Source organism: Pseudomonas sp. KU43P (assembly GCF_033095865.1).
In the GTDB taxonomy this organism is placed as follows: domain Bacteria; phylum Pseudomonadota; class Gammaproteobacteria; order Pseudomonadales; family Pseudomonadaceae; genus Aquipseudomonas.
The window spans coordinates 1,251,480-1,271,270 of sequence record NZ_AP019365.1; the positions used below are offsets into that span (position 1 = coordinate 1,251,480).

At 63.8% G+C, this 19,791-nt stretch carries 21 protein-coding genes; 16 read left to right on the forward strand and 5 right to left on the reverse strand.

All coding sequences use genetic code 11. From position 1 onward, the window contains the following. The first annotated feature begins 86 nt into the window (after window positions 1–86). From prfB to KU43P_RS05640, 7 genes are all read left to right on the forward strand, one after another. Window positions 87–1,182, forward strand: a protein-coding gene (gene prfB, locus KU43P_RS05610) for a peptide chain release factor 2 (protein ID WP_317661425.1) whose coding sequence is annotated in 2 segments (ribosomal slippage) — window positions 87–158 and window positions 160–1,182 — 1,095 coding nt in all. Because the reading frame shifts where the segments join, the coding sequence is not laid out codon by codon here. Window positions 1,183–1,275: 93 nt separating this feature from the next. Further along, on the forward strand, window positions 1,276–2,778 hold the full coding sequence (lysS, locus tag KU43P_RS05615) for a lysine--tRNA ligase (protein ID WP_317661426.1): 1,503 nt from the start codon (window positions 1,276–1,278) through the stop codon (window positions 2,776–2,778). A 194-nt stretch (window positions 2,779–2,972) separates the two neighbouring features. Continuing rightward, on the forward strand, window positions 2,973–3,677 hold the full coding sequence (locus tag KU43P_RS05620) for a TetR/AcrR family transcriptional regulator (RefSeq protein WP_317663739.1): 705 nt from the start codon (window positions 2,973–2,975) through the stop codon (window positions 3,675–3,677). Between the two features lie 29 nt (window positions 3,678–3,706). Further along, entirely contained in the window at window positions 3,707–4,255 is a 549-nt protein-coding gene (locus KU43P_RS05625) for a hypothetical protein (protein ID WP_317661427.1), read from the forward strand. Between the two features lie 148 nt (window positions 4,256–4,403). Continuing rightward, the gene (locus KU43P_RS05630) at window positions 4,404–5,681 is read left to right on the forward strand and encodes a flavohemoglobin expression-modulating QEGLA motif protein (protein ID WP_317661428.1); all 1,278 of its coding nucleotides are present in this window, start codon (window positions 4,404–4,406) and stop codon (window positions 5,679–5,681) included. Beyond that, a complete protein-coding gene (locus KU43P_RS05635) occupies window positions 5,653–6,576 on the forward strand; it encodes an alpha/beta hydrolase (protein ID WP_317661429.1) in 924 nt (307 codons plus the stop codon). The genes KU43P_RS05630 and KU43P_RS05635 overlap by 29 nt, the downstream gene beginning before the upstream one ends. Then, complete coding sequence (locus tag KU43P_RS05640; RefSeq protein WP_176513594.1) at window positions 6,573–6,899, forward strand: hypothetical protein; 327 nt, start codon at window positions 6,573–6,575, stop codon at window positions 6,897–6,899. The genes KU43P_RS05635 and KU43P_RS05640 overlap by 4 nt, the downstream gene beginning before the upstream one ends. Window positions 6,900–7,062: 163 nt before the next feature. Here the strand turns inward: KU43P_RS05640 and KU43P_RS05645 are convergent, their stop codons facing one another. From KU43P_RS05645 to KU43P_RS05655, 3 genes are all read right to left on the reverse strand, one after another. After that, entirely contained in the window at window positions 7,063–7,848 is a 786-nt protein-coding gene (locus tag KU43P_RS05645; protein ID WP_317661430.1) for an OmpA family protein, read from the reverse strand. 49 nt (window positions 7,849–7,897) lie between these two features. Further along, window positions 7,898–8,311, reverse strand: coding sequence for a DUF4398 domain-containing protein (locus KU43P_RS05650; RefSeq protein WP_317661431.1), 414 nt, complete (start codon window positions 8,309–8,311; stop codon window positions 7,898–7,900). Window positions 8,312–8,577: 266 nt separating this feature from the next. Beyond that, window positions 8,578–8,922: a pilin assembly protein gene (locus KU43P_RS05655; protein WP_317661432.1), complete on the reverse strand. Its 345-nt coding sequence runs from the start codon at window positions 8,920–8,922 to the stop codon at window positions 8,578–8,580. A gap of 168 nt (window positions 8,923–9,090) precedes the next feature. Between KU43P_RS05655 and ppc the strand changes: the two genes are divergently transcribed. The 7 genes from ppc (at window position 9,091) to KU43P_RS05690 (ending at window position 16,237) form a co-directional block, all read left to right on the forward strand. Next, the gene (gene ppc / locus KU43P_RS05660; protein WP_317661433.1) at window positions 9,091–11,718 is read left to right on the forward strand and encodes a phosphoenolpyruvate carboxylase; all 2,628 of its coding nucleotides are present in this window, start codon (window positions 9,091–9,093) and stop codon (window positions 11,716–11,718) included. A 257-nt stretch (window positions 11,719–11,975) separates the two neighbouring features. Then, window positions 11,976–12,626 carry an adenylate kinase gene (gene adk / locus KU43P_RS05665; RefSeq protein WP_317661434.1) on the forward strand — a complete coding sequence of 217 codons (651 nt, stop codon included), beginning with the start codon at window positions 11,976–11,978 and terminating at the stop codon, window positions 12,624–12,626. Between the two features lie 87 nt (window positions 12,627–12,713). After that, complete coding sequence (tsaB, locus tag KU43P_RS05670; RefSeq protein ID WP_317661435.1) at window positions 12,714–13,388, forward strand: tRNA (adenosine(37)-N6)-threonylcarbamoyltransferase complex dimerization subunit type 1 TsaB; 675 nt, start codon at window positions 12,714–12,716, stop codon at window positions 13,386–13,388. Window positions 13,389–13,519: 131 nt separating this feature from the next. Continuing rightward, window positions 13,520–13,807, forward strand: coding sequence for a hypothetical protein (locus KU43P_RS05675; protein WP_317661436.1), 288 nt, complete (start codon window positions 13,520–13,522; stop codon window positions 13,805–13,807). Between the two features lie 3 nt (window positions 13,808–13,810). Then, on the forward strand, window positions 13,811–14,680 hold the full coding sequence (locus tag KU43P_RS05680) for a DUF72 domain-containing protein (RefSeq protein ID WP_317661437.1): 870 nt from the start codon (window positions 13,811–13,813) through the stop codon (window positions 14,678–14,680). 30 nt (window positions 14,681–14,710) lie between these two features. Further along, complete coding sequence (locus KU43P_RS05685) at window positions 14,711–15,541, forward strand: oxaloacetate decarboxylase (protein WP_317661438.1); 831 nt, start codon at window positions 14,711–14,713, stop codon at window positions 15,539–15,541. Between the two features lie 6 nt (window positions 15,542–15,547). Further along, on the forward strand, window positions 15,548–16,237 hold the full coding sequence (locus KU43P_RS05690) for an extensin family protein (RefSeq protein WP_317661439.1): 690 nt from the start codon (window positions 15,548–15,550) through the stop codon (window positions 16,235–16,237). A gap of 2 nt (window positions 16,238–16,239) precedes the next feature. On the opposite strand, the gene KU43P_RS05695 is transcribed toward KU43P_RS05690, so the two are convergent. Then, window positions 16,240–16,860 (reverse strand): energy transducer TonB, encoded by a 621-nt coding sequence (locus tag KU43P_RS05695; RefSeq protein WP_317661440.1) that lies wholly within the window; start codon window positions 16,858–16,860, stop codon window positions 16,240–16,242. Window positions 16,861–16,964: 104 nt separating this feature from the next. Here KU43P_RS05695 and KU43P_RS05700 point away from each other — a divergent pair, with 104 nt between their 5' ends. Then, entirely contained in the window at window positions 16,965–17,741 is a 777-nt protein-coding gene (locus tag KU43P_RS05700; protein ID WP_317661441.1) for a class I SAM-dependent methyltransferase, read from the forward strand. Between the two features lie 137 nt (window positions 17,742–17,878). Here KU43P_RS05700 and KU43P_RS05705 read toward each other — a convergent pair whose 3' ends face one another. Next, entirely contained in the window at window positions 17,879–18,520 is a 642-nt protein-coding gene (locus tag KU43P_RS05705; protein ID WP_317663741.1) for a TetR/AcrR family transcriptional regulator, read from the reverse strand. A gap of 169 nt (window positions 18,521–18,689) precedes the next feature. On the opposite strand from KU43P_RS05705, the gene KU43P_RS05710 reads away from it, so the two are divergent. Next, a complete protein-coding gene (locus tag KU43P_RS05710; RefSeq protein WP_317661442.1) occupies window positions 18,690–19,790 on the forward strand; it encodes an efflux RND transporter periplasmic adaptor subunit in 1,101 nt (366 codons plus the stop codon). Window position 19,791 lies beyond the last annotated feature (1 nt).

Sequence of the window (19,791 nt, forward strand, 5' to 3'; positions counted from 1 at the left end):
TTCTACTGCCCGGCGGGTCTGCCGCCCGGCCCAAGACTCGGTTATACTCCCCGGCTTTTCACCGAATTCGCGCGAGTAGCCAGCCCATGGAAATCCAACCGATCCTGAACACCATCAAGGACCTTACCGAGCGTTCCCAGTCCATTCGGGGGTATCTTTGACTACGATCACAAGCATGACCGCCTGATCGAAGTCAACCGCGAGCTGGAAGACCCGGCCGTCTGGAACAAGCCCGAGTACGCCCAGGCCCTGGGCCGCGAGCGTGCCATGCTGGCGCAGGTCGTCGAGACCCTGGACAAGATGGCCAATGGCCTGGCCGACTGCAAGGACTTGCTCGACATGGCCGTCGAGGAGAATGACGAAAGCGCCGTCGGCGACGTCGTGACCGAACTGGAAGGCCTGGAAGAAAACCTGGCCCAGCTCGAGTTCCGTCGCATGTTCAGCGGCGAGATGGACATGAACAACGCCTACCTGGATATCCAGGCCGGCTCCGGCGGTACCGAAGCGCAGGACTGGGCCAACATCCTGCTGCGCATGTACCTGCGCTGGGCCGACAAGCGCGGTTTCGACGCCACCATCATCGAGCTTTCCGAAGGTGAAGTCGCCGGCATCAAGGGCGCCACCGTGCACATCAAGGGCGAGTACGCCTTCGGCTGGCTGCGCACCGAAATCGGCGTGCATCGCCTGGTGCGCAAGAGCCCGTTCGACTCCGGTGCCCGTCGCCATACCTCGTTCTCGGCAGTGTTCGTGTCGCCCGAGATCGACGACAAGGTCGAGATCGAGATCAACCCGTCCGACTTGCGCATCGACACCTACCGCTCCTCCGGGGCCGGTGGCCAGCACGTGAACACCACCGACTCGGCGGTACGTATCACCCACGTGCCGACCAACACCGTGGTGGCCTGCCAGAACGAACGTTCCCAGCACGCCAACAAGGACACCGCCATGAAAATGCTGCGGGCCAAGTTGTACGAGCTGGAAATGCAGAAGCGCAACGCCGCTTCCCAGGCACTGGAAGACAGCAAGTCGGACATCGGCTGGGGCCACCAGATCCGCTCCTACGTGCTGGATGACTCGCGCATCAAGGACCTGCGTACCGGCGTCGAGCGCAGCGATTGCCAGAAAGTTCTGGACGGCGACCTCGACCAGTACCTGGAAGCGAGCCTCAAGCAGGGGCTGTAAGCCGCACATCACCGCCGCGATACCAGGCCGCCCGCCGGTATCGCGTGCCCTGCCCGAAAAGGGCAACGAACACCTGATGGAAAGAATGACGACATGAGCGACCTCAAGACCGAATCGCAAGACCTGCAACAGGAAGAAAACGCCCTGATCGCCCTGCGCAAGGAAAAACTTGCCGCCGAGCGTGCCAAGGGCAACGCCTTCCCCAACGACTTCCGTCGCGACAGCTACTGCAACGACCTGCAGAAACAGTACGCGGACAAGACCAAGGAAGAGCTGGAAGCAGCCGCGATCCCGGTCAAGGTTGCCGGCCGCATCATGCTCAACCGTGGCTCGTTCATGGTGATCCAGGACATGACCGGTCGTATTCAGGTCTACGTCAACCGCAAGACCCTGCCGGAAGAAACCCTGGCCGCAGTCAAGACCTGGGATCTGGGCGACATCATCAGCGCCGAAGGCACCCTGGCCCGTTCGGGCAAGGGCGACCTGTACGTCGAGATGACCAATGTGCGCCTGCTGACCAAGTCGCTGCGCCCGCTGCCAGACAAGCACCACGGCCTGACCGACACCGAGCAGCGCTACCGCCAGCGTTACGTCGACCTGATGGTCAACGAAGAAACCCGTCACACGTTCCGTGTGCGTTCGCAGGTGATCTCGCACATCCGCAAGTTCCTCATCGACCGCGACTTCCTCGAAGTCGAGACGCCGATGCTGCAGACCATCCCGGGTGGTGCCGCGGCCAAGCCGTTCGAAACCCACCACAATGCCCTGGACATGGCCATGTTCCTGCGCATTGCGCCGGAGTTGTACCTCAAGCGGCTTGTAGTCGGCGGGTTTGAAAAAGTATTCGAGATCAACCGCAACTTCCGTAACGAAGGCGTTTCGACTCGGCACAACCCCGAGTTCACCATGCTCGAGTTCTACCAGGCCTACGCCGACTACCGCGACAACATGGACCTCACCGAGGAACTGTTCCGCGAACTGGCGCAGTTGGTACTGGGCAGCACTGACGTGCCGTACGGCGACAAGGTGTTCCACTTCGGCGAACCGTTCGCGCGCCTGTCGGTGTTCGATTCGATCCTCAAGTACAACCCTGAGCTCACCGCCGCCGACCTGCAGGACGTCGACCGTGCCCGTGACATCGCCAAGAAGGCCGGTGCCAAGGTGCTTGGCCACGAAGGCCTGGGCAAGCTGCAGGTGATGATTTTCGAAGAGCTGGTCGAGCACAAGCTGGAGCAGCCGCACTTCATCACCGAGTACCCGTTCGAAGTGTCGCCACTGGCCCGTCGCAACGACGACAACCCGGCCGTGACCGACCGCTTCGAGCTGTTCATCGGTGGCCGCGAGATCGCCAACGCCTACTCCGAGCTCAACGATGCCGAAGACCAGGCTGAGCGTTTCCTGGCCCAGGTGGCCGAGAAGGACGCGGGTGACGACGAAGCCATGCACTACGACGCCGACTTCGTGCGCGCCCTGGAGTACGGCATGCCGCCCACCGCAGGTGAAGGCATCGGTATCGACCGCCTGGTGATGCTGCTGACCAACTCGCCGTCGATTCGCGATGTGATCCTGTTCCCGCACATGCGCCCACAGGCCTGAGTGAAGTGAACAAGCCGCCTTTCGAGGCGGCTTTTTCTTGCCTGAAGGCTTATGTTGTGATTACTGGCCCTATCGCCGGCAAGCCGGCTCCCACAGGAGCGCCCCGGTACCCTGTGGGAGCCGGCTTGCCGGCGATAGGGCCGCCGCAGACAGCCGATGACTCGAACGATTGAGGTAACCCCGTGACACCCGCAATGGCCCAGCAAGGCGCCGCCGGCATCGCCAGCGCCGTCGCCGAGAGCGTGCAATACCAGGGGCGCAAGACCGCCCGTCAAGGCAGCGAGCAACGCCGCCAGCTCATCCTCGACGCCGCCATGCGTATCGTCGTGCGTGACGGCGTACGCGGTGTTCGCCACCGCGCCGTGGCAGCGGAAGCGGGCGTCCCGTTGTCTGCCACCACCTATTACTTCAAGGACATCGAAGACCTGCTCACCGATACCTTCGCCCAATACGTCGAACGCAGTGCCGCCTACATGGCCAAATTGTGGGCCAATACCGAGGTGGTGCTGCGCCAGCTGCTCGCCCAGGGCGACGGTAGCGCGCAATCGCGGGCGCGGCTTGCCGACGAAGTGGCGCGCATGACGGCCGACTACGTTTCGCGGCAACTGCTCAACCGCCGTGACTTTCTGATGGCCGAGCAGGCCTTCCGCCAGGAGGCACTCTTGTGCCCCCGTCTGGCCGAGCTTGTGTGCGCCCATGAGCAGATCCTGCTGCATGGCACGCGGCAACTACTGGAGGTCGTCGGCTCGCGCCAGCCGGAGCAGGACGCCCAGATGTTGACGGCGATTATCGAGCAGATGGAATATCAGGGCCTGCTCAAGGATGCCGACGCGCAGGCCGATGGGCAGATGCTCGCTATGCTTACCCGTTACCTGCACCTGGTGTTGGCATCGGCCTGAGCTGAGATCGACCCTTCAAGGAGAACCTGATGAAAGCCTGGCGTGTGGTGTTGTTGACGTTGTCATTCCTGCTGCTGGGCGGTTGTCTGGTGACCTTCCATGAGCCGTTGCCGAGCAACCAGGCGGCGCCCAAGGCCTTGCTGGGCAAGTGGCGCAGCAAGGATGCCTGGGGCGAGCCGCTGCAACTGGTGATCAGCCGCAGTGGCGCCGATGCCTACAAGGCGGTGGCCACGGCCAAGGGCAAGAAGCCTGAAGAATATGTGTTTACCGTCTCGCGCCACGGCAACCGCTGGTATCTGTCGGCTGGGGTGCCAAAGCGCTTGGGCGGCAATTTTCTGATCGGCGGTTTCGACATCGTCGATGGCAAGGAGCTGGTGCTCTACAACCTCGACGTCGAGCAGGTAGAGCAGGCGGTGGAGAAGAAAGAACTGACCGGACGCAGTACCGAGGTGCCGGAAGACAACGGCGAGGGCGTGCTGATCGACAGCCCGTCCGCTCGGGTGCTGGCCTACCTGGATGACCCGGCCAACTCGGACCTGTTCGTCGAGGTGGCGCGCTTCCAACGCTCCGGCAAATGACCGTGCGGGCCTCATCGCCGGCACGCCGGCTCCCACAGGGAGCTCACAATATTCAAGGTTTGTGGGATCCCTGTGAGTCGGCTTGTCGTGGCGACGAACCGCGTCGATAGGGCCGGTACAGGCGCCCTGTTCTAGAAAGGAGTCCCCGGTGGACGAGTACCAGCAAACCATTCGCGCCCTGTCCGATCGCATCGTCGCGGCGCAGACCCCGATCCGTGTGCTCGACGCTGTGAAGTGGGACGACAACATTCGCCAAGGCTTCCTCAAGGCCAAGGGCAAGGAGCCACCGGCGGTAGACCGTGCCTATTACCAGTCACGTCCGCTGTCGTTCGACTCCAACGCAGTCAAGGCCGAGTTCCAGAGCATCGAGCGCGATATCACCCGGCAGTTGGGCCAGTTCAACCCGGTTGGGCAGATCATGCGGCGCATGTGCAAGGAATACCGCATGGTGGTGCGCATGCTCGAAGCGCGCGGTACCGAAGACTTCGGCCTGATCTCCCAGGAACTGTACGGCGCCGCCTCCGATGCCTTTCACGCCGGTGACCCGACACTGGCCGACCTGGGCCTGATGCTGTCGGATTACCTGAACAATATCGATGGCCGTGGCGACCTCAAGGACGAGCCCAAGAACCTCACCGCCAAGGAGGCCGTGGACATCCTCCAGCACCGACTGAACAAGGTGTTCGGCGAGGCCGAGGAAACCATCCGCGTGTTCGAGTCCGACGGTATCGTCGCCGACGCGGCGGCGGGTGCCGACTACATCAAGATTCGCGCCGACGCCATGTTCAACAGCCGCGATGTGCGCGCGCTGGAAGTGCATGAAGGGCTGGTGCACGTGGGTACCACGCTCAATGGCCTGAACCAGCCGATCTGTACCTTCCTGGCCAAGGGCCCACCCTCGTCGACGGTGACCCAGGAAGGCCTGGCTATTCTCATGGAGGTGATCGCCTTCGCTTCCTACCCCAGCCGCCTGCGCAAGCTCACCAACCGTACCCGCGCCATCCACATGGTCGAGGAGGGCGCCGACTTTCTCCAGGTGTTCGAGTTCTTCCGCTGCCAGGGCTTCGAAATGGCGCAGAGCTACAGCAATGCCAGTCGGGTGTTCCGTGGCTCGGTGCCCGATGGCCTGCCATTTACCAAGGACTTGTCCTATCTCAAGGGCTTCATCATGGTTTACAACTACATTCAGTTGGCCGTTAAGAAGGGCAAGCTGGAGCAGATTCCGCTGCTGTTCTGTGGCAAGACCACCCTGGAAGACATGCGCACCCTTCGCCAACTGGTCGAAGAGGGCCTGGTCGAGCCGCCCAAGTACCTGCCTGAACAGTTCCGCGACCTCAACGCCCTGTCGGCGTGGATGTGCTTCTCCAACTTCCTCAACCACCTGAGCCTGGATCGCATTGAAGCCGACTACGCGAACATTCTCTGAGCGCTGCCGCCTGCTGGCCCTGGGCTTGCTCCTGCTGGGGCTTGGCGGTTGCAGCAGCCTGCTGTTCTACCCCGAGCCGGGCCAGGCGTTCACCCCCGAGCGGGCCAAGCTTCAATACCGTGATATCACCCTCACTACTTCCGATGGAGTACGCCTGCACGGGTGGTGGTTGCCGGTGAAGACAGGTGTCGCGGTCAAGGGGACGGTACTGCACCTGCACGGTAACGGCGGTAACTTGCCCGGCCACCTTGGCGGCAGCTACTGGTTGCCGGAACAGGGCTATCAGGTGCTGATGATCGACTACCGCGGTTATGGCCTGTCCCAGGGGCAACCCGGCTTGCCGGAGGTTTATGAAGATATCGCAGCCGCCATGGCCTGGCTCGACCAGGCCCCCGAGGTCAAAGGCACACCCCTGGTGCTGCTGGGGCAGAGTCTCGGCGGAGCGATGGCCATCCACTATCTGGCAGGGCACCCCGAACAGCGTCAGCGCTTCAGTGCGTTGGTGTTCGATGGTGTCCCGGCCAGTTACCGTGATGTCGGCCGTTATGCTCTGAGTACCTCATGGCTGACCTGGCCACTGCAGGTACCGTTGTCCTGGCTGGTGCCGGACGGCGACAGCGCGATTCGCTCGATCGAGCAACTTGCCAGCCCGCCCAAGCTGTTCTTCCACAGCATCGACGATACCTTGGTGCCGATGGGCAACGGCATTCGCCTGTACCAGCACGCACCGCCACCGCGTGTGCTGCAACTGACCCGTGGCGGCCATGTACAGACCTTCGCCGACCCGGTGTGGCGCCAGGTGATGCTCCGCTTTCTGGATGACCCCAGCCATTTCAACGGCCTGCGGCGGCTTGCCGAAGTGCCCAACTACCCTGACGAGAAGAACAAGCAATGAGTGAAGAACGCAACGCCATCCCACTGATCCTGACCGGTGTTGGTAGCATCATCGTGACGGTGGGGGCTCTCTGGTATTACGGCTACCTGCATTTCGCCAAGCCGGAGGATGCGCTGCTGCTGCAAGACTTCACCATGCTCAAGACCGTGCCGGGCGAAGATTACAAGGTCTCGCTGGAGCCTGCGGCGCAGGTGGCCCAATGCATGGATGGCGTGTTGGTGCTGTTCGATACGCAGCAGAAGGGCTTGACCGGGGTGCTGGTGGACAACCGCAAGCGTGCGGTGCGCTGCATGGGGGAGGAGACCCCGCAGCAGGTGCAGTGATGCGACTGACCCTATCGCCGGCAAGCCGGCTCCCACAGGTTCCCCACAATACGGAAGGCTTGTGGAGAACCTGTGGGAGCCGGCTTGCCGGCGACAGGGGCTGCTTAGCCAACAAAAAGCCCCGCATCGATCGCGGGGCTTTTGTTTCAGACACCCTGGCCGCTTACCGCTGGCTCACAGAACGCGGTGCAACCGGTTGGTTGTCATTGGAGATGGTCACCTCCACCCGACGGTTCTGAGCACGGCCCGAGTTGCTCGCGTTGTCCGCCACCGGGTACTCCTTGCCATATCCCTGGGCGACGATGCGCGCCGGGTCGACTCCAGCACGTACCAGCGCCATACGCACGGCAGCCGCGCGGCGCTCGGAGAGCGTCTGGTTGTAGTTGGCCGAACCTACGCTGTCGGTGTAGCCCTCGACGATGACCTTGCGCTCAGGGTTTTCCTGAAGGAACTGGGCCAGCTTGGTGACGTTGGGCAAGGCACTGCTCTTGAGCTCGGCCTTGTTGAAGTCGAACAGCACGTCGCCGAAGGTCACAAGCGTGCCGCGGTCGGTCTGCTTGGCGTTCAGGCTGTCCTGCAGCTTGGCGATCTGAGCGTCGCGGGCGTCGAGCTTGGCCTTGGCGCGCTCGGCGGACGCGTTCTTCAACTCGTTTTCGGCGCTACGCAGGGCAATGGTCTGCTTGGCCACCTCGACGCGCTGGTTGGTGAGGTAGGCCAACTGGTCGACCTTCTCGTTGTTCTCGCGCTCCATGAAGGCTTTGTCGGCCTTGTTCAGCCAGTCCTGGGCGTCCTTGGTTTCAAGGGCCGCGACCTTGCTCGACTGCGGGTCGCTCTGCAGCGTGGAGAAGTTGGTGCGGGCCGACTCCAGGTTGGGGTTCGGATCATGGGAGCAGGCAGCGAGACCGACGCTCAGGGCCAGCAGGGCGGGAATCATGACGTAATTGCGCATAGTGTTCATCCTTTGATCGATTGCGAAGGCTCAGGTTGGGGTGCCGCGCTCATTGAGCGCTGCGCATGCCTTCCTGACGCACGTCCTGGACGCCCTGACGGGCCTCCTGCACGGCCTTCTCGGCCTTGGCTGCCTGGGCTTTGCGTTCGGCGAGGCGAGCGTCCCACTCGGCCTGCTCGGCCAGGCGCTTGGCTTCGTCGTATTTTTTGTCGTGCATGGCTATTTCGGCCTGTTTGAACTTGTCCTGCGCCGCTTTCATTTCCACGGCGGCAAACTCGGTGCCGCCAGCGCTGACGGCGGAGTTCACGGCGGACTGGGTCACGGCGTACTGCTCGGTCGGCGGATTGCCTGCACAGCCGGCCAGGACCAGGCTACTGCCCAGGGCCAGCGCGGCCAGCTTGAGTCCGCGCACATGGGGGGATGAGAGTTTCGCGGTGCGGGTCTTCATGGTGGTCAGCTCCATTGGATCACTCCTGATAACGACAATGTCCGTAGCAGTCCATCGCTCAATCCCTGGCCTCTGTCCGCACTTTCGCTGAACGGTGCACGACGGCAGGTGTGCAGGGTTTTAGCGTGATGGCTATTGGCTGTGACCGAAGGCAATTTTGAATGGTTCAGAAAAAAATCCAGCTATTTCTGACTGCTCGGTCAGCGGTTTTTGCGGGAACTTTTCAAGGCGGGCGGGGGTATTCCGGGCCTTGGAGCAAGCCCGGAACAGTAGGGGAGGTATCAGTTGCCGGTGTCTTCGCCGGGGTTGCTGAGGTCGCGCAGGTGACGACGGGAGAGCGCCAGGAAGCGGGGTGTAGAGCCGATGTCTTCGTACAGCGGGTCGCCTTCTTCGTCAGTGGATATGACCTTCTGGCCCTGCACGTACGGGAAGCTTGCTTCCAGTTCTTCGAGCGCGGCGGCTACCAGTTCGCCTAGCAGTTCCTCGGCGGTGCGCTTGGGGTACATGTCGATGAGTGCAGCCAGGCGGGCCTCGGACTCCAGGTCCAGGTGCAGGCTATGACCAGTGGGGCTCAGGGTGCCTGCGGCATTCTGCTCCCAGTGCTGGGCGAGTTCGCGGATTTTCATGATGACCTCTGTGGACGCCTAAAGGCTGCATTGCATCGGACTGTTCACCACTTACTTTAGTTTGCTTTGCCCGATCCCGGCTTGCCATGGCGCCTCGCCTGTGGGCACTCTTGGGCATGTGCTGTTTCCTGGGCAGAGCGCGGGCCAGCCGCGCCGAAGAGAGGGCCAATGACCGATATCGATGTGCGCTTGCGTGAAGATGTCCATCTGTTGGGGGAGTTGCTCGGCGAAACCATCCGCCAGCAGCATGGTGAGGCGTTCCTGCAGAAGATCGAGGATATCCGCCACAGTGCCAAGGCCGACCGCCGCGGCCCCGGTGAGCAACTGAGTTCGACCCTCGGCGACCTTGCCGAGGACGACCTGCTACCGGTGGCGCGGGCGTTCAACCAGTTCCTCAATCTCGCCAACATGGCCGAGCAGTACCAACTCATTCGCCGCCGCGACGCCGAGCAGGGAGAGCCCTTCGAGGCGCGGGTGCTGCCGGAGTTGCTGGCGCGCCTGAAGCAGGCGGGGCACAAGGACGATGCCTTGGCCCGGCAGTTGGCCAAGCTCGATATCCAGTTGGTGCTGACCGCACACCCCACCGAAGTTGCCCGCCGTACGCTGATCCAGAAGTACGACGCCATCGCCGGCCAGTTGGCCGCGCAGGACCACCGCGACCTGACGCCCGTCGAACGCCAACAGGTGCGCGAGCGCCTGCGCAGGTTGATCGCCGAGGCCTGGCACACCGAAGAAATCCGCCGCACCCGGCCCACCCCCGTGGATGAAGCCAAATGGGGCTTCGCGGTTATCGAGCATTCCCTGTGGCACGCCATCCCCAGCCACCTGCGCAAGGTCGACAAGGCGCTGTTCGAGGCCACTGGCCTGCGTTTGCCGTTGGAAGCCGCGCCAATTCGCTTTGCCTCCTGGATGGGTGGCGACCGCGACGGCAACCCTAACGTCACCGCTACCGTCACCCGTGAAGTGCTGCTGCTGGCCCGCTGGATGGCGGCCGACCTGTTCTTGCGTGATATCGATGCGTTGGCTGCGGAGCTCTCGATGCAGCAGGCCAGCAGCGCCTTGCGCGAGCAGGTTGGTGACAGCGCCGAGCCCTACCGGGCGGTGCTCAAGCATTTGCGCGACCGCCTGCGGGCAACCCGTGCCTGGGCACATTCCTCCTTGGCCAGCTCCCAACCGGCCAGCGCCGATGTGCTGGTGGACAACCGTGACCTGATCGCTCCGCTGGAGCTGTGCTACCACTCGCTGCACGAATGCGGCATGGGCGTGATCGCCGATGGCCCGTTGCTCGACAGCTTGCGCCGGGCCGTGACCTTCGGCCTGTTCCTCGGGCGCCTGGACGTGCGCCAGGATGCCGCTCGGCACCGTGATGCGCTGTCGGAAATCACCGATTACCTCGGCCTGGGCAGCTATGGCGATTGGGATGAAGAGCAGCGTATCGCCTTCCTGCAGGCCGAACTGAAGAACCGTCGGCCATTGTTGCCCGCACATTTCCAGCCCCAGGCAGACACCGCCGAAGTGCTCGCCACCTGCCGTGAAATCGCTGCGGCGCCGGGTGCGTCGCTGGGTTCCTATGTGATTTCCATGGCTGGCGCCGCCTCCGATGTGCTGGCCGTGCAGCTGCTGCTCAAGGAAGCCGGGCTGACCCGGCCCATGCGCGTGGTGCCACTGTTCGAAACCCTGGCTGATCTGGACAATGCCGGGCCGGTCATGGAGCGTCTGCTGGGCCTGCAGGGCTACCGTGCAGGCCTGCGTGGGCCGCAGGAAGTGATGATCGGCTATTCCGACTCGGCCAAGGACGCCGGCACCACTGCCGCGGCCTGGGCCCAGTACCGCGCCCAGGAGAGCCTGGTGCGCATCTGCCGCGAGCACCAGGTCGAACTGCTGCTATTCCATGGCCGGGGTGGCACCGTGGGCCGCGGCGGTGGCCCGGCCCATGCGGCTATCCTGTCGCAGCCACCGGGTTCGGTGGCCGGGCGTTTCCGTACCACCGAGCAGGGCGAGATGATCCGCTTCAAGTTCGGCTTGCCGGGCATCGCCGAGCAGAACCTCAACCTTTACCTGGCGGCGGTACTCGAAGCCACCTTGTTGCCACCGCCGCCGCCACAGCCGGCGTGGCGCGAGCTGATGGACCAACTGGCGGCCGATGGTCTGCAAGCTTACCGCGGGGTGGTGCGCGAAAATCCCGATTTCGTCGAGTATTTCCGCCAGTCCACGCCTGAGCAGGAGCTTGGGCGCCTGCCGCTGGGCAGCCGCCCGGCCAAGCGCCGCGCCGGGGGCATCGAGAGCCTGCGGGCGATTCCATGGATATTCGGCTGGACCCAGACGCGCCTCATGCTGCCCGCATGGCTGGGTTGGGAGACAGCGTTGAGCAACGCTCTGGCGCGCGGGCAGGGCGAGTTGCTGGCGCAGATGCGCGAACAATGGCCATTCTTCCGCACCCGCATCGACATGCTGGAGATGGTCCTGGCCAAGGCCGATGCACAAATCGCCGAGGCCTACGACCAACGTCTGGTGCAACCGGGCTTGCTTCCTTTAGGTGTGCACCTGCGCGACCTATTGTCGCAGTCCTGCCAGGTGGTGGTGGGCCTGACCGGGCAGCCGGTGCTACTGGCGCACAGCCCGGAGACGCGTGAATTCATCAGCCTGCGCAACACCTATCTGGACCCGCTGCACCGCCTGCAGGCCGAGCTGCTGGCGCGCTCGCGCAGCCGAGAAGCCGCTCTGGACAGCCCGTTGGAGCAGGCCTTGCTGGTGACCGTGGCGGGTATCGCAGCGGGCCTGCGTAACACCGGCTGACGCGTTGTGGAGCTGCCCGAACCAGGCGTCGCCGCCTGGGCCAGGGCAAGGCGGGAAGGGTGGTTGCGCCCGGCGCAACCACCCTTGGCCGAGGCTATCGATGGCGCATTCCTGCAACTTTGGGACGCTTGTCTGGCTGCCGAGCGCTGTGTATCTTGAGCAGCCTTCTGACCGATTTATGGTCATACCCGATTTTCCGGACTTGGCCCTGGTTGCCGAATCCATTGAATTTCATAAAAAAATTTGAGGAGCACGAGATGCGCGTAATTCTGCTGGGAGCTCCCGGGGCCGGTAAAGGTACTCAGGCAAAGTTCATCACCGAGAAGTTCGGTATTCCACAGATCTCCACCGGTGACATGCTGCGTGCCGCCGTCAAGGCCGGCACCCCACTGGGCCTGGAACTGAAGAAAGTCATGGATGCTGGCCAGCTGGTCTCCGACGAGCTGATCATCAGCCTGGTCAAGGAGCGCATCGCCCAGCCTGATTGCGTCAATGGCTGCCTGTTCGACGGCTTCCCGCGGACCATTCCGCAGGCTGAAGCCATGGTCGCGGCCGGTGTCGATATCGACGCCGTGGTCGAAATCGCCGTCGACGACGAAGAAATCGTCGGCCGCATGGCGGGCCGCCGTGTGCACCTGGCCTCGGGCCGCACCTACCACATTCAGTACAACCCGCCGAAAGTGGAAGGCAAGGACGACGTCACCGGCGAAGACCTGATCCAGCGCGACGACGACAAGGAAGAAACCGTGCGTCACCGCCTGTCGGTCTACCACAGCCAGACCAAGCCCCTGGTGGACTTCTACCAGAAGCTGTCGGCTGCCAACGCCGGCAAGCCGAAGTACAGCCACATCGAAGGCGTGGGTTCGGTCGAAGCAATCACCGCCAAGGTCCTGGCAGCCCTGAGCTGATCCAGCACCATGCGTAACAACGGCCCGCTTGCGGGCCGTTGTCGTTTATACTGCCGCTCTTTTCACTTGCACCTGGATACCCGTTCGATGACCACCCTGCTGGCCCTGGATACCGCCACCGAAGCCTGTTCCGTCGCGCTGCTGCATGATGGCAAGGTAACCAGCCATTACGAGGTGATCCCGCGCATGCACGCGCAGAAGCTGCTGCCGATGATCAAGCAGCTGCTGGGCGACTCCGGCGTGGCCCTGAACGCCCTCGACGCCATTGCCTTCGGCCGTGGCCCAGGCGCCTTCACCGGCGTGCGCATTGCAATCGGTGTGGTACAGGGCCTGGCCTTTGCGCTGCAGCGCCCGGTGCTGCCAGTGTCCAACCTGGCCGCGTTGGCCCAGGGGGCACTGCGCGAGCATGGCGTCCAGCAGGTGGCGGCGGCCATCGATGCGCGCATGGACGAAGTGTACTGGGGCTGCTTTCAGGCGGTGGACGGCGAAATGCGTCTGCAAGGCCTGGAAGCCGTGCTGCCACCGGAGCGCGTTGCCTTGCCGCAAGGCAGCAGCGGCGACTGGTATGGCGCCGGTACCGGCTGGGGCTACGCCGAGCGCCTGGCGGTCAAAGCCAGTGCCAGTAACCCGGCAGCGCTGCCCAATGCCCTGGATATTCTGAGCCTGGCGCGCTTCGCTTGGGCCCGCGGCGAGGCCATCGTCGCCGAGCAGGCGCAACCTGTGTACTTGCGCGATAATGTAGCTACGCCTAAAGCACGTTGAGTGCTGTTCGTCGGTTATCGCGGTTGTCGATAAAACCTTTGGCGTGAACTGTGGTCCAGTTATCACTCGAGCATTAGCGACGGAACTCTGATGCTGCTAAATTGCCATCATTGGTCCTGAGTGCTCACTTCATGCGTATCGACGGTTTCTCATCGCAGTCCTACCCGGTCAAGCGCGCACCGCGCAAAGCAGCGGTGCGCGATGAGGCCATCGACGATGCCGAACTGATCGAAGAAGGCGAAGTGGTTCAGGAGACGGCACCACGCCGCCGCACTGGTGGCCTGCCAGCACGCCAGCAGGACATGGTCTTCCCTCGCGCCCGCGACCGCCGTACTGCAACGGCGCTGGCCAGCTACCTCAGCACCGCCGGCTTCACCGACTGGGACATGGAAGTAATGGGGCTCGACCTGTACATTTGAGGGATGAACCCATCCCACCTGCCTTATTTTCTCGGTTGCCCGTCATGGAGCGAAAGCGCCTGGCGCGATTACCTGTATCCCGCTGACGCCCGCACCACCGAATACCTTGGCCTGTATAGCCAGGTGTTCAATGCGGTCGAGGGCAACACCACCTTCTATGCCCGCCCTGCGCCTGCCACTGTCGCGCGCTGGGCCCAGGCCATGCCCGAGCACTTTCGCTTCACCGCCAAGTTTCCCCGTGACGTCAGCCATGAAGGCGACCTGCGCGATCGGCTCGATGCGGCATGCGACTTCAGCCGATTGCTCGCACCGCTGGGCCGGCGCGTGGCGCCTTACTGGCTACAATTGCCGGCCCAGTTCGGCCCGACTCGCCTGGCGGAACTGAGCCATTTCCTTGACGAGGTCGGCGTCCCGGTGGCCGTGGAGGTGCGTAACCAGGCCTTCTTCGCCAAGGGCGAGGACGAACGCTTGCTCAATCGCTTGCTGCGTGAGCGCGGCGTTGAGCGCATATGCCTCGACCCACGTGCACTGTTCAGCTGCACCTCGAGAGAGGCCGCGGTGCTCGATGCACAAGCCAAGAAACCCAAGGTGCCGCCGCGCCCTGCAGCCTTCAGCCAATATCCGCAGGTGCGTTTCATCGGCCACCCTGACCTCGAAGCCAACGAGTCATTCCTCACGCCGTGGGTGGAAAAGGTCGCTGGCTGGATCGAAGAAGGCCGCAGCCCCTACATATTCCTGCATACCTCCGACAACCGCCTCGCTGCCGCGCTTGCGCGACGTTTTCACCAACGGCTGATGACGCGCCTGCCCGGCCTGCCAGCTTTGCCGGAATTGCCGCGCGCGCCCGAGGTCGAACAACTGGGACTACTCTGACCTTTCCCCGACCACCCGGAGGTTGTGACCATGGATGTACAAACCCTGCGTGCCGAAGCGTTCAAGGCGCTGCACGAGCGTGATGGCGCCTTCGTCATCCCCAACCCTTGGGATGCCGGATCCGCCAAGCTCCTGGCCAGCCTGGGCTTCGAGGCGCTGGCCACGACCAGTGCCGGCCTTGCCTTCAGCCTTGGGCGGCCGGATGCCGAGGGCGCCTTGAGCCTGGATGAAACGCTCGACAACGCCGGGCACATCGTCGACGCCACCGCCTTGCCAGTTGCTGCCGACCTGGAAAACGGCTTCGGCGACTTGCCCGATGACTGCGCCCAGACCATTCTGCGGGCCGCTGAAACGGGTCTGGTGGGCGGCTCCATCGAAGATGCCAGCGGCCGCAGCGATGCACCCATCTATGACTTCGGCCTTGCCGTGGAGCGAGTGCGTGCCGCCGTGCAGGCCGCACGCAGCCTGCCATTTCCGTTTACCCTCTGTGCCCGCGCGGAAAACCTCCTGCACGGGCGGATGGACCTGGATGACACCATTCTGCGCCTGCAAGCCTATGCCGAAGCGGGCGCCGATGTGTTGTATGCACCAGGCCTGCGCAGCATCGACGAAATTCGTGCGGTGGTGCAGGCCGTGGCACCGAAACCGGTGAACGTGTTGATGGGGCTGGCGGGTGTGCCGCTGAGCGTCAATCAGTTGCAGGACCTGGGCGTGCGCCGTATCAGCGTGGGTTCGTCGTTGGCCCGTGCGGCGCTGGGGGCGTTCCAGCGGGCGGCGCTGGAAATTCGTGACCAAGGGACGTTCGGTTATGGGCAGGAGGCGTTGCCCTTCGCCCAGCTCAACGACCTGTTCCGCCGCTGAGGCGGCGTGCGCGTCCTGGCCTGGTTGTGTGGCCTGCTGTTGCTGGCGGCGGGCGTGGCCTCGCAATTCGGCTGGCGCCTGCCGAACGCCTGGAACCCCTGGGCGGCGCTGGATGTGCGCCAGCCGCCCAACTTGTTGACCCCCTACAAGCTTTCACGCTTGCGCAACGACCCAGGCTTGTGTCGCCAGGCCCTGGAAACCAGTGAGCTGCGCTACAAGGCGCAGGCCGACAGCCCCGCAAGCGCCAACTGCCCACTGCAGGATGTGTGGCGTATCGAGCAGGGCCAAGCGCGCCTGAGCAGCAGTTTTCTCGCCAGCTGCCCACTCGCGGTGGCCTATGCGTTGTTCGAAGTGCATGGGCTGCAGCCGGCAGCGCAACGGATATTTGGCCAGCCTGTGGCACAGGTTGAGCACCTGGGCAGCTTCGCCTGCCGCAATGTCTATCACCGCAAGCAGGGCCGGCCGAGCCAGCACGCCACGGCGAATGCGCTGGATATCAGCGGTTTTCGCCTGCAGAACGGTGAGCGCATCGTGCTGGCGCGGGACTGGCAGGGAGACGGGGACAAGGCGCGGTTCCTGCGCGAGGTTCGGCAGGCCGCGTGTGAAAGCTTCAATACGGTACTAGGCCCGGACTACAATGCCGCCCACCACAACCACTTTCATCTGGACATGGGGCATTGGCAGGTCTGCCGCTGATCTCAGGCGTGGACGCGGACGTTGTTCAGTACCACCGGGCGTGCCCAGTGGATGTCGAACTCCAGGTCGTTCTGCTGCTGGGCGAGGGTTGCGGGCTCGAAGGGCTCGGGCGCCGGGTCGAGCAGGTTCATCTCGAACTCGGCAATCGGCAGGTGCAGGGGGCGTGGCGAGGGTGCAGGGCCAGGCTGTGGAGACGGCTGACCTTGGCTCATGACCACGGGCCGCAGCCAGGTGTTGCTGATGTCGAGCTGGCGCTGTTGCTGGATCATGTCGGCGGTGCTGAAAGGCTTCGGAGCCGGCTCCAGCAAGCTGGCCTCGAGTTCCGCCTTGGGCAGGAACAGCGGTTCGGGTGGTGCGACGATAGTGTCGTGCACAGAGCAGGCGCGCTGGGCGTCGATCAGAGCCAGGGCTTTGGCTCCACCGATTGGTTCGCCACTTTCCTGGTCGTATTGCACCATTGCCTGGCTGACGCTGTCGGGTTCCTGCCCTTGCTGCTCGGCCATGGCGCGTGCAAAGAAATCCTGCCACAGGTGGCTGACGCCCCCGAGTGCCTGGGTATTCTGCCGACCGTAGTTGCCGACAGGCGACAGGTAGGTCAAGCCGATGGGAAGAGTATCTGTCATGGCAGTCGCGCGCGTTGTGCTCTGGCAGAATAGCGGGATATTGCCTGTATCGGCCGGTACGGCCGATTCATTAAGGGCTTGGTTCGTTTTTTTAGGTGTGGACGATGGAAGAGCAAGGCACGGGTATCAGGGTCGAAGCGATGTCGGCTGAGTACGCGCAACAGGCCACGGTATGGGCCGAGCGCCTGGGCCTGCCGTTGCAGGACGATGACGCCGGCTTCGCCGTGCAGGTAGGCGCCGAAGGGTTGCAGATCCAGCAGTTGGGCCCGCAGGCACCCGGGCCGGTGCGGGTGGACTTCGTCGAAGGCCAGGCAGCGCATCGGCGCCAGTTTGGCGGTGGCAACGGGCAGATGATCGCCAAGGCCGTGGGCATTTCCCAAGGCGTGCGGCCGCAGGTACTGGATGCCACCGCTGGGTTGGGCAAGGATGCGTTCGTGCTGGCAAGCCTGGGTTGCCAGATGACCCTGATCGAACGTCAGCCGCTGATAGCCGCCTTGCTGGAGGATGGCCTGGCACGGGCCCGTGCGGATGAGGAAGTGGGCCCTATCGTCGGGCGCATGCGCCTGCTGACCGGCAATGCCATCGAGCGCATGCGCGCCTGGGAAGGGGAGGCGCCGCAGGTGATCTATCTCGACCCGATGTTCCCGCACCGGGACAAGAGCGCACTGGTGAAGAAAGAAATGCGCGTGTTCAGGCCCTTGGTCGGCGATGACCTGGATGCGCCGGCGTTGCTCGAGGCCGCGCTTGCCCTGGCCAGTCACCGGGTGGTGGTGAAGCGGCCGCGCAAGGCGCCGATCATCGACGGGCCGAAGCCGAGCCATAGCCTGGAAGGCAAGTCGAGCCGGTATGACATCTATCCCAAGAAAGCGCTGAAGGCTTGATCCGGATGCGGTGCTGAATCGACTGGTCCTATCGCCGGCAAACCGGCTCCCATACGCAGCCCCACCGCTCTCAGGCGCTGTGGGGTATCTGAGGGGGCCGGCTTGCCGGCGATAGGGCCAGTACTGTCAGCCACGAATCAAGGCTGGAATGCCCGAATGAACACCCCAACCACCTCGCGAACATGCGCCTCGGCCTCTTCCCCCACAAGCGGCCCCGCACACCCCAGCAGCAACCGGTAGTCCGGCGCGCCCTTGACCAGGCAGAAAAAGTGTTCGGCCGCCCTCAACGGATTGTCGATGCGCAATAGCCCGCGCTCGTCGACCCCGCGCAACAGTGCTTCCATCCCCGCCAGCACGCGCTTGGGCCCGGCCTCGTAGAAGAACTCGCCAAAGCTCGGATCCTGGCCGCCCTGGGCCATGATCAAGCGGCTCAGCTTGACCGCTTCGTCACTGCTGACCAGCGCCTGGAAGCCTCGGGCAATGCTCAGCAACACCTCTTCAACCGCGGCACCTTCGGGGTACTCGAAGATCAGGTCGGGCAGCTGGTTCTGGCAGGTCGCCATGACCGCCGAGCCGAACAGGGTCTGCTTGTCGTTGAAGTGGCTGTAGACGGTGAGTTTCGAAACACCTGCCGCCGTAGCGACCGCATCCATGCTGGTGTTGGCATAGCCAAGGCTGAGGAACAGTGTCTTGGCGGCTTCGAGGATCGCCTCGCGCTTGGCGAGGTCCTTGGGCCGGCCTGGGCCGATAGGTGCGTCGTTGGGCATTGGAGTCCGCATCTGTTTGAAGGGGCGCACATCTTACCGGCTAAGGCGGCTTCCGGCTGTAGGGGGCGACCAATCGTTAATGTTGATTTTCTTTCCGACGCTGGCTTCCCGGCCTCGGTTCCCTGACTTAATATACTCGCCAGTATAAATATTCGATGCGCCCGTCGCGAAAGGATTCATCATGTTGCGTCATGCCTTGTCCCTCGCTTTGCCCGCTGCCGCCGTATTGCTGCTCGCAGCCTGTGGCCAGGAGGCTGCGGCGCCCGCCGCGCCGCGCCCGGCCCTGGTGGTCCAGCCGCAGCCGGCCGAAGCCGCCGCCGACAGCTACCCCGGTGAAGTGCGCGCGCGCTTCGAGCCAGAGCTGGCCTTTCGCATTGGCGGCAAGGTGAGCAAGCGGCTGGTGGAGGAGGGGCAACGGGTCAAGGCCGAGCAGCCGCTGGCCGAGCTCGATCCCCAGGACGTGCGCTTGCAACTGGAAGCCAACCGCGCCCAGATGGCCGCCGCCGAAGCCAACCTGTCGCTGGTGCGCACCGAGCGTGACCGCTACCAGAAACTGCTGGAGCGGCAGATGGTCAGCCACTCCCAGTACGACAATGCCGAGAACCTCTACCGCGCCGGCCTGGCCCGCCTGAAGCAGGCCAAGGCCGAATTCGATGTGGCCGGCAACCAGGCTGAATACGCTGTGTTGCGCGCACCACAGGCTGGGGTCATCGCCAAGCGCCAGGTCGAGGTCGGCCAGGTGGTTGCCGCCGGACAAACGGTGTTCACCCTGGCCGCCGACGGCGAGCGCGAGGTTGCCATCGGCCTGCCAGAGCAGCAGTTCGCCCGATTTGCCGTAGGCCAGCAGGTCAGTGTCGAGCTGTGGTCGCACCCTAACCAGCGCTTCGAAGGCCGCATACGTGAGTTGTCGCCCGCTGCCGACCCGCGGTCACGCACCTTCGCGGCGCGCATCGCCTTCACCTCGGCCAAGGCGCCGGCCGAGCTTGGGCAGAGTGCGCGGGTATTCATCGCTCATGAAGGCGTGATCCCGTTGTCGGTGCCGTTGTCGGCGGTGACGGCAGAAAACGGCCAGGCCTATGTCTGGCGGGTCAAGCAGGACAGCCGCCTGGAGCGCGCCGTGGTGCGCCTCGGGGCCTACGGGGCAGATAGCGTGCCGGTGCTCGAAGGCCTCGAGCCGGGCGACTGGGTGGTCGCCGCCGGCGGCCATGTGCTGCGCGAAGGGCAGGAGGTGCGACCTGTGGATCGCACCAATCGTGTGGTGAACCTGACGGCCAAGGAGTAAG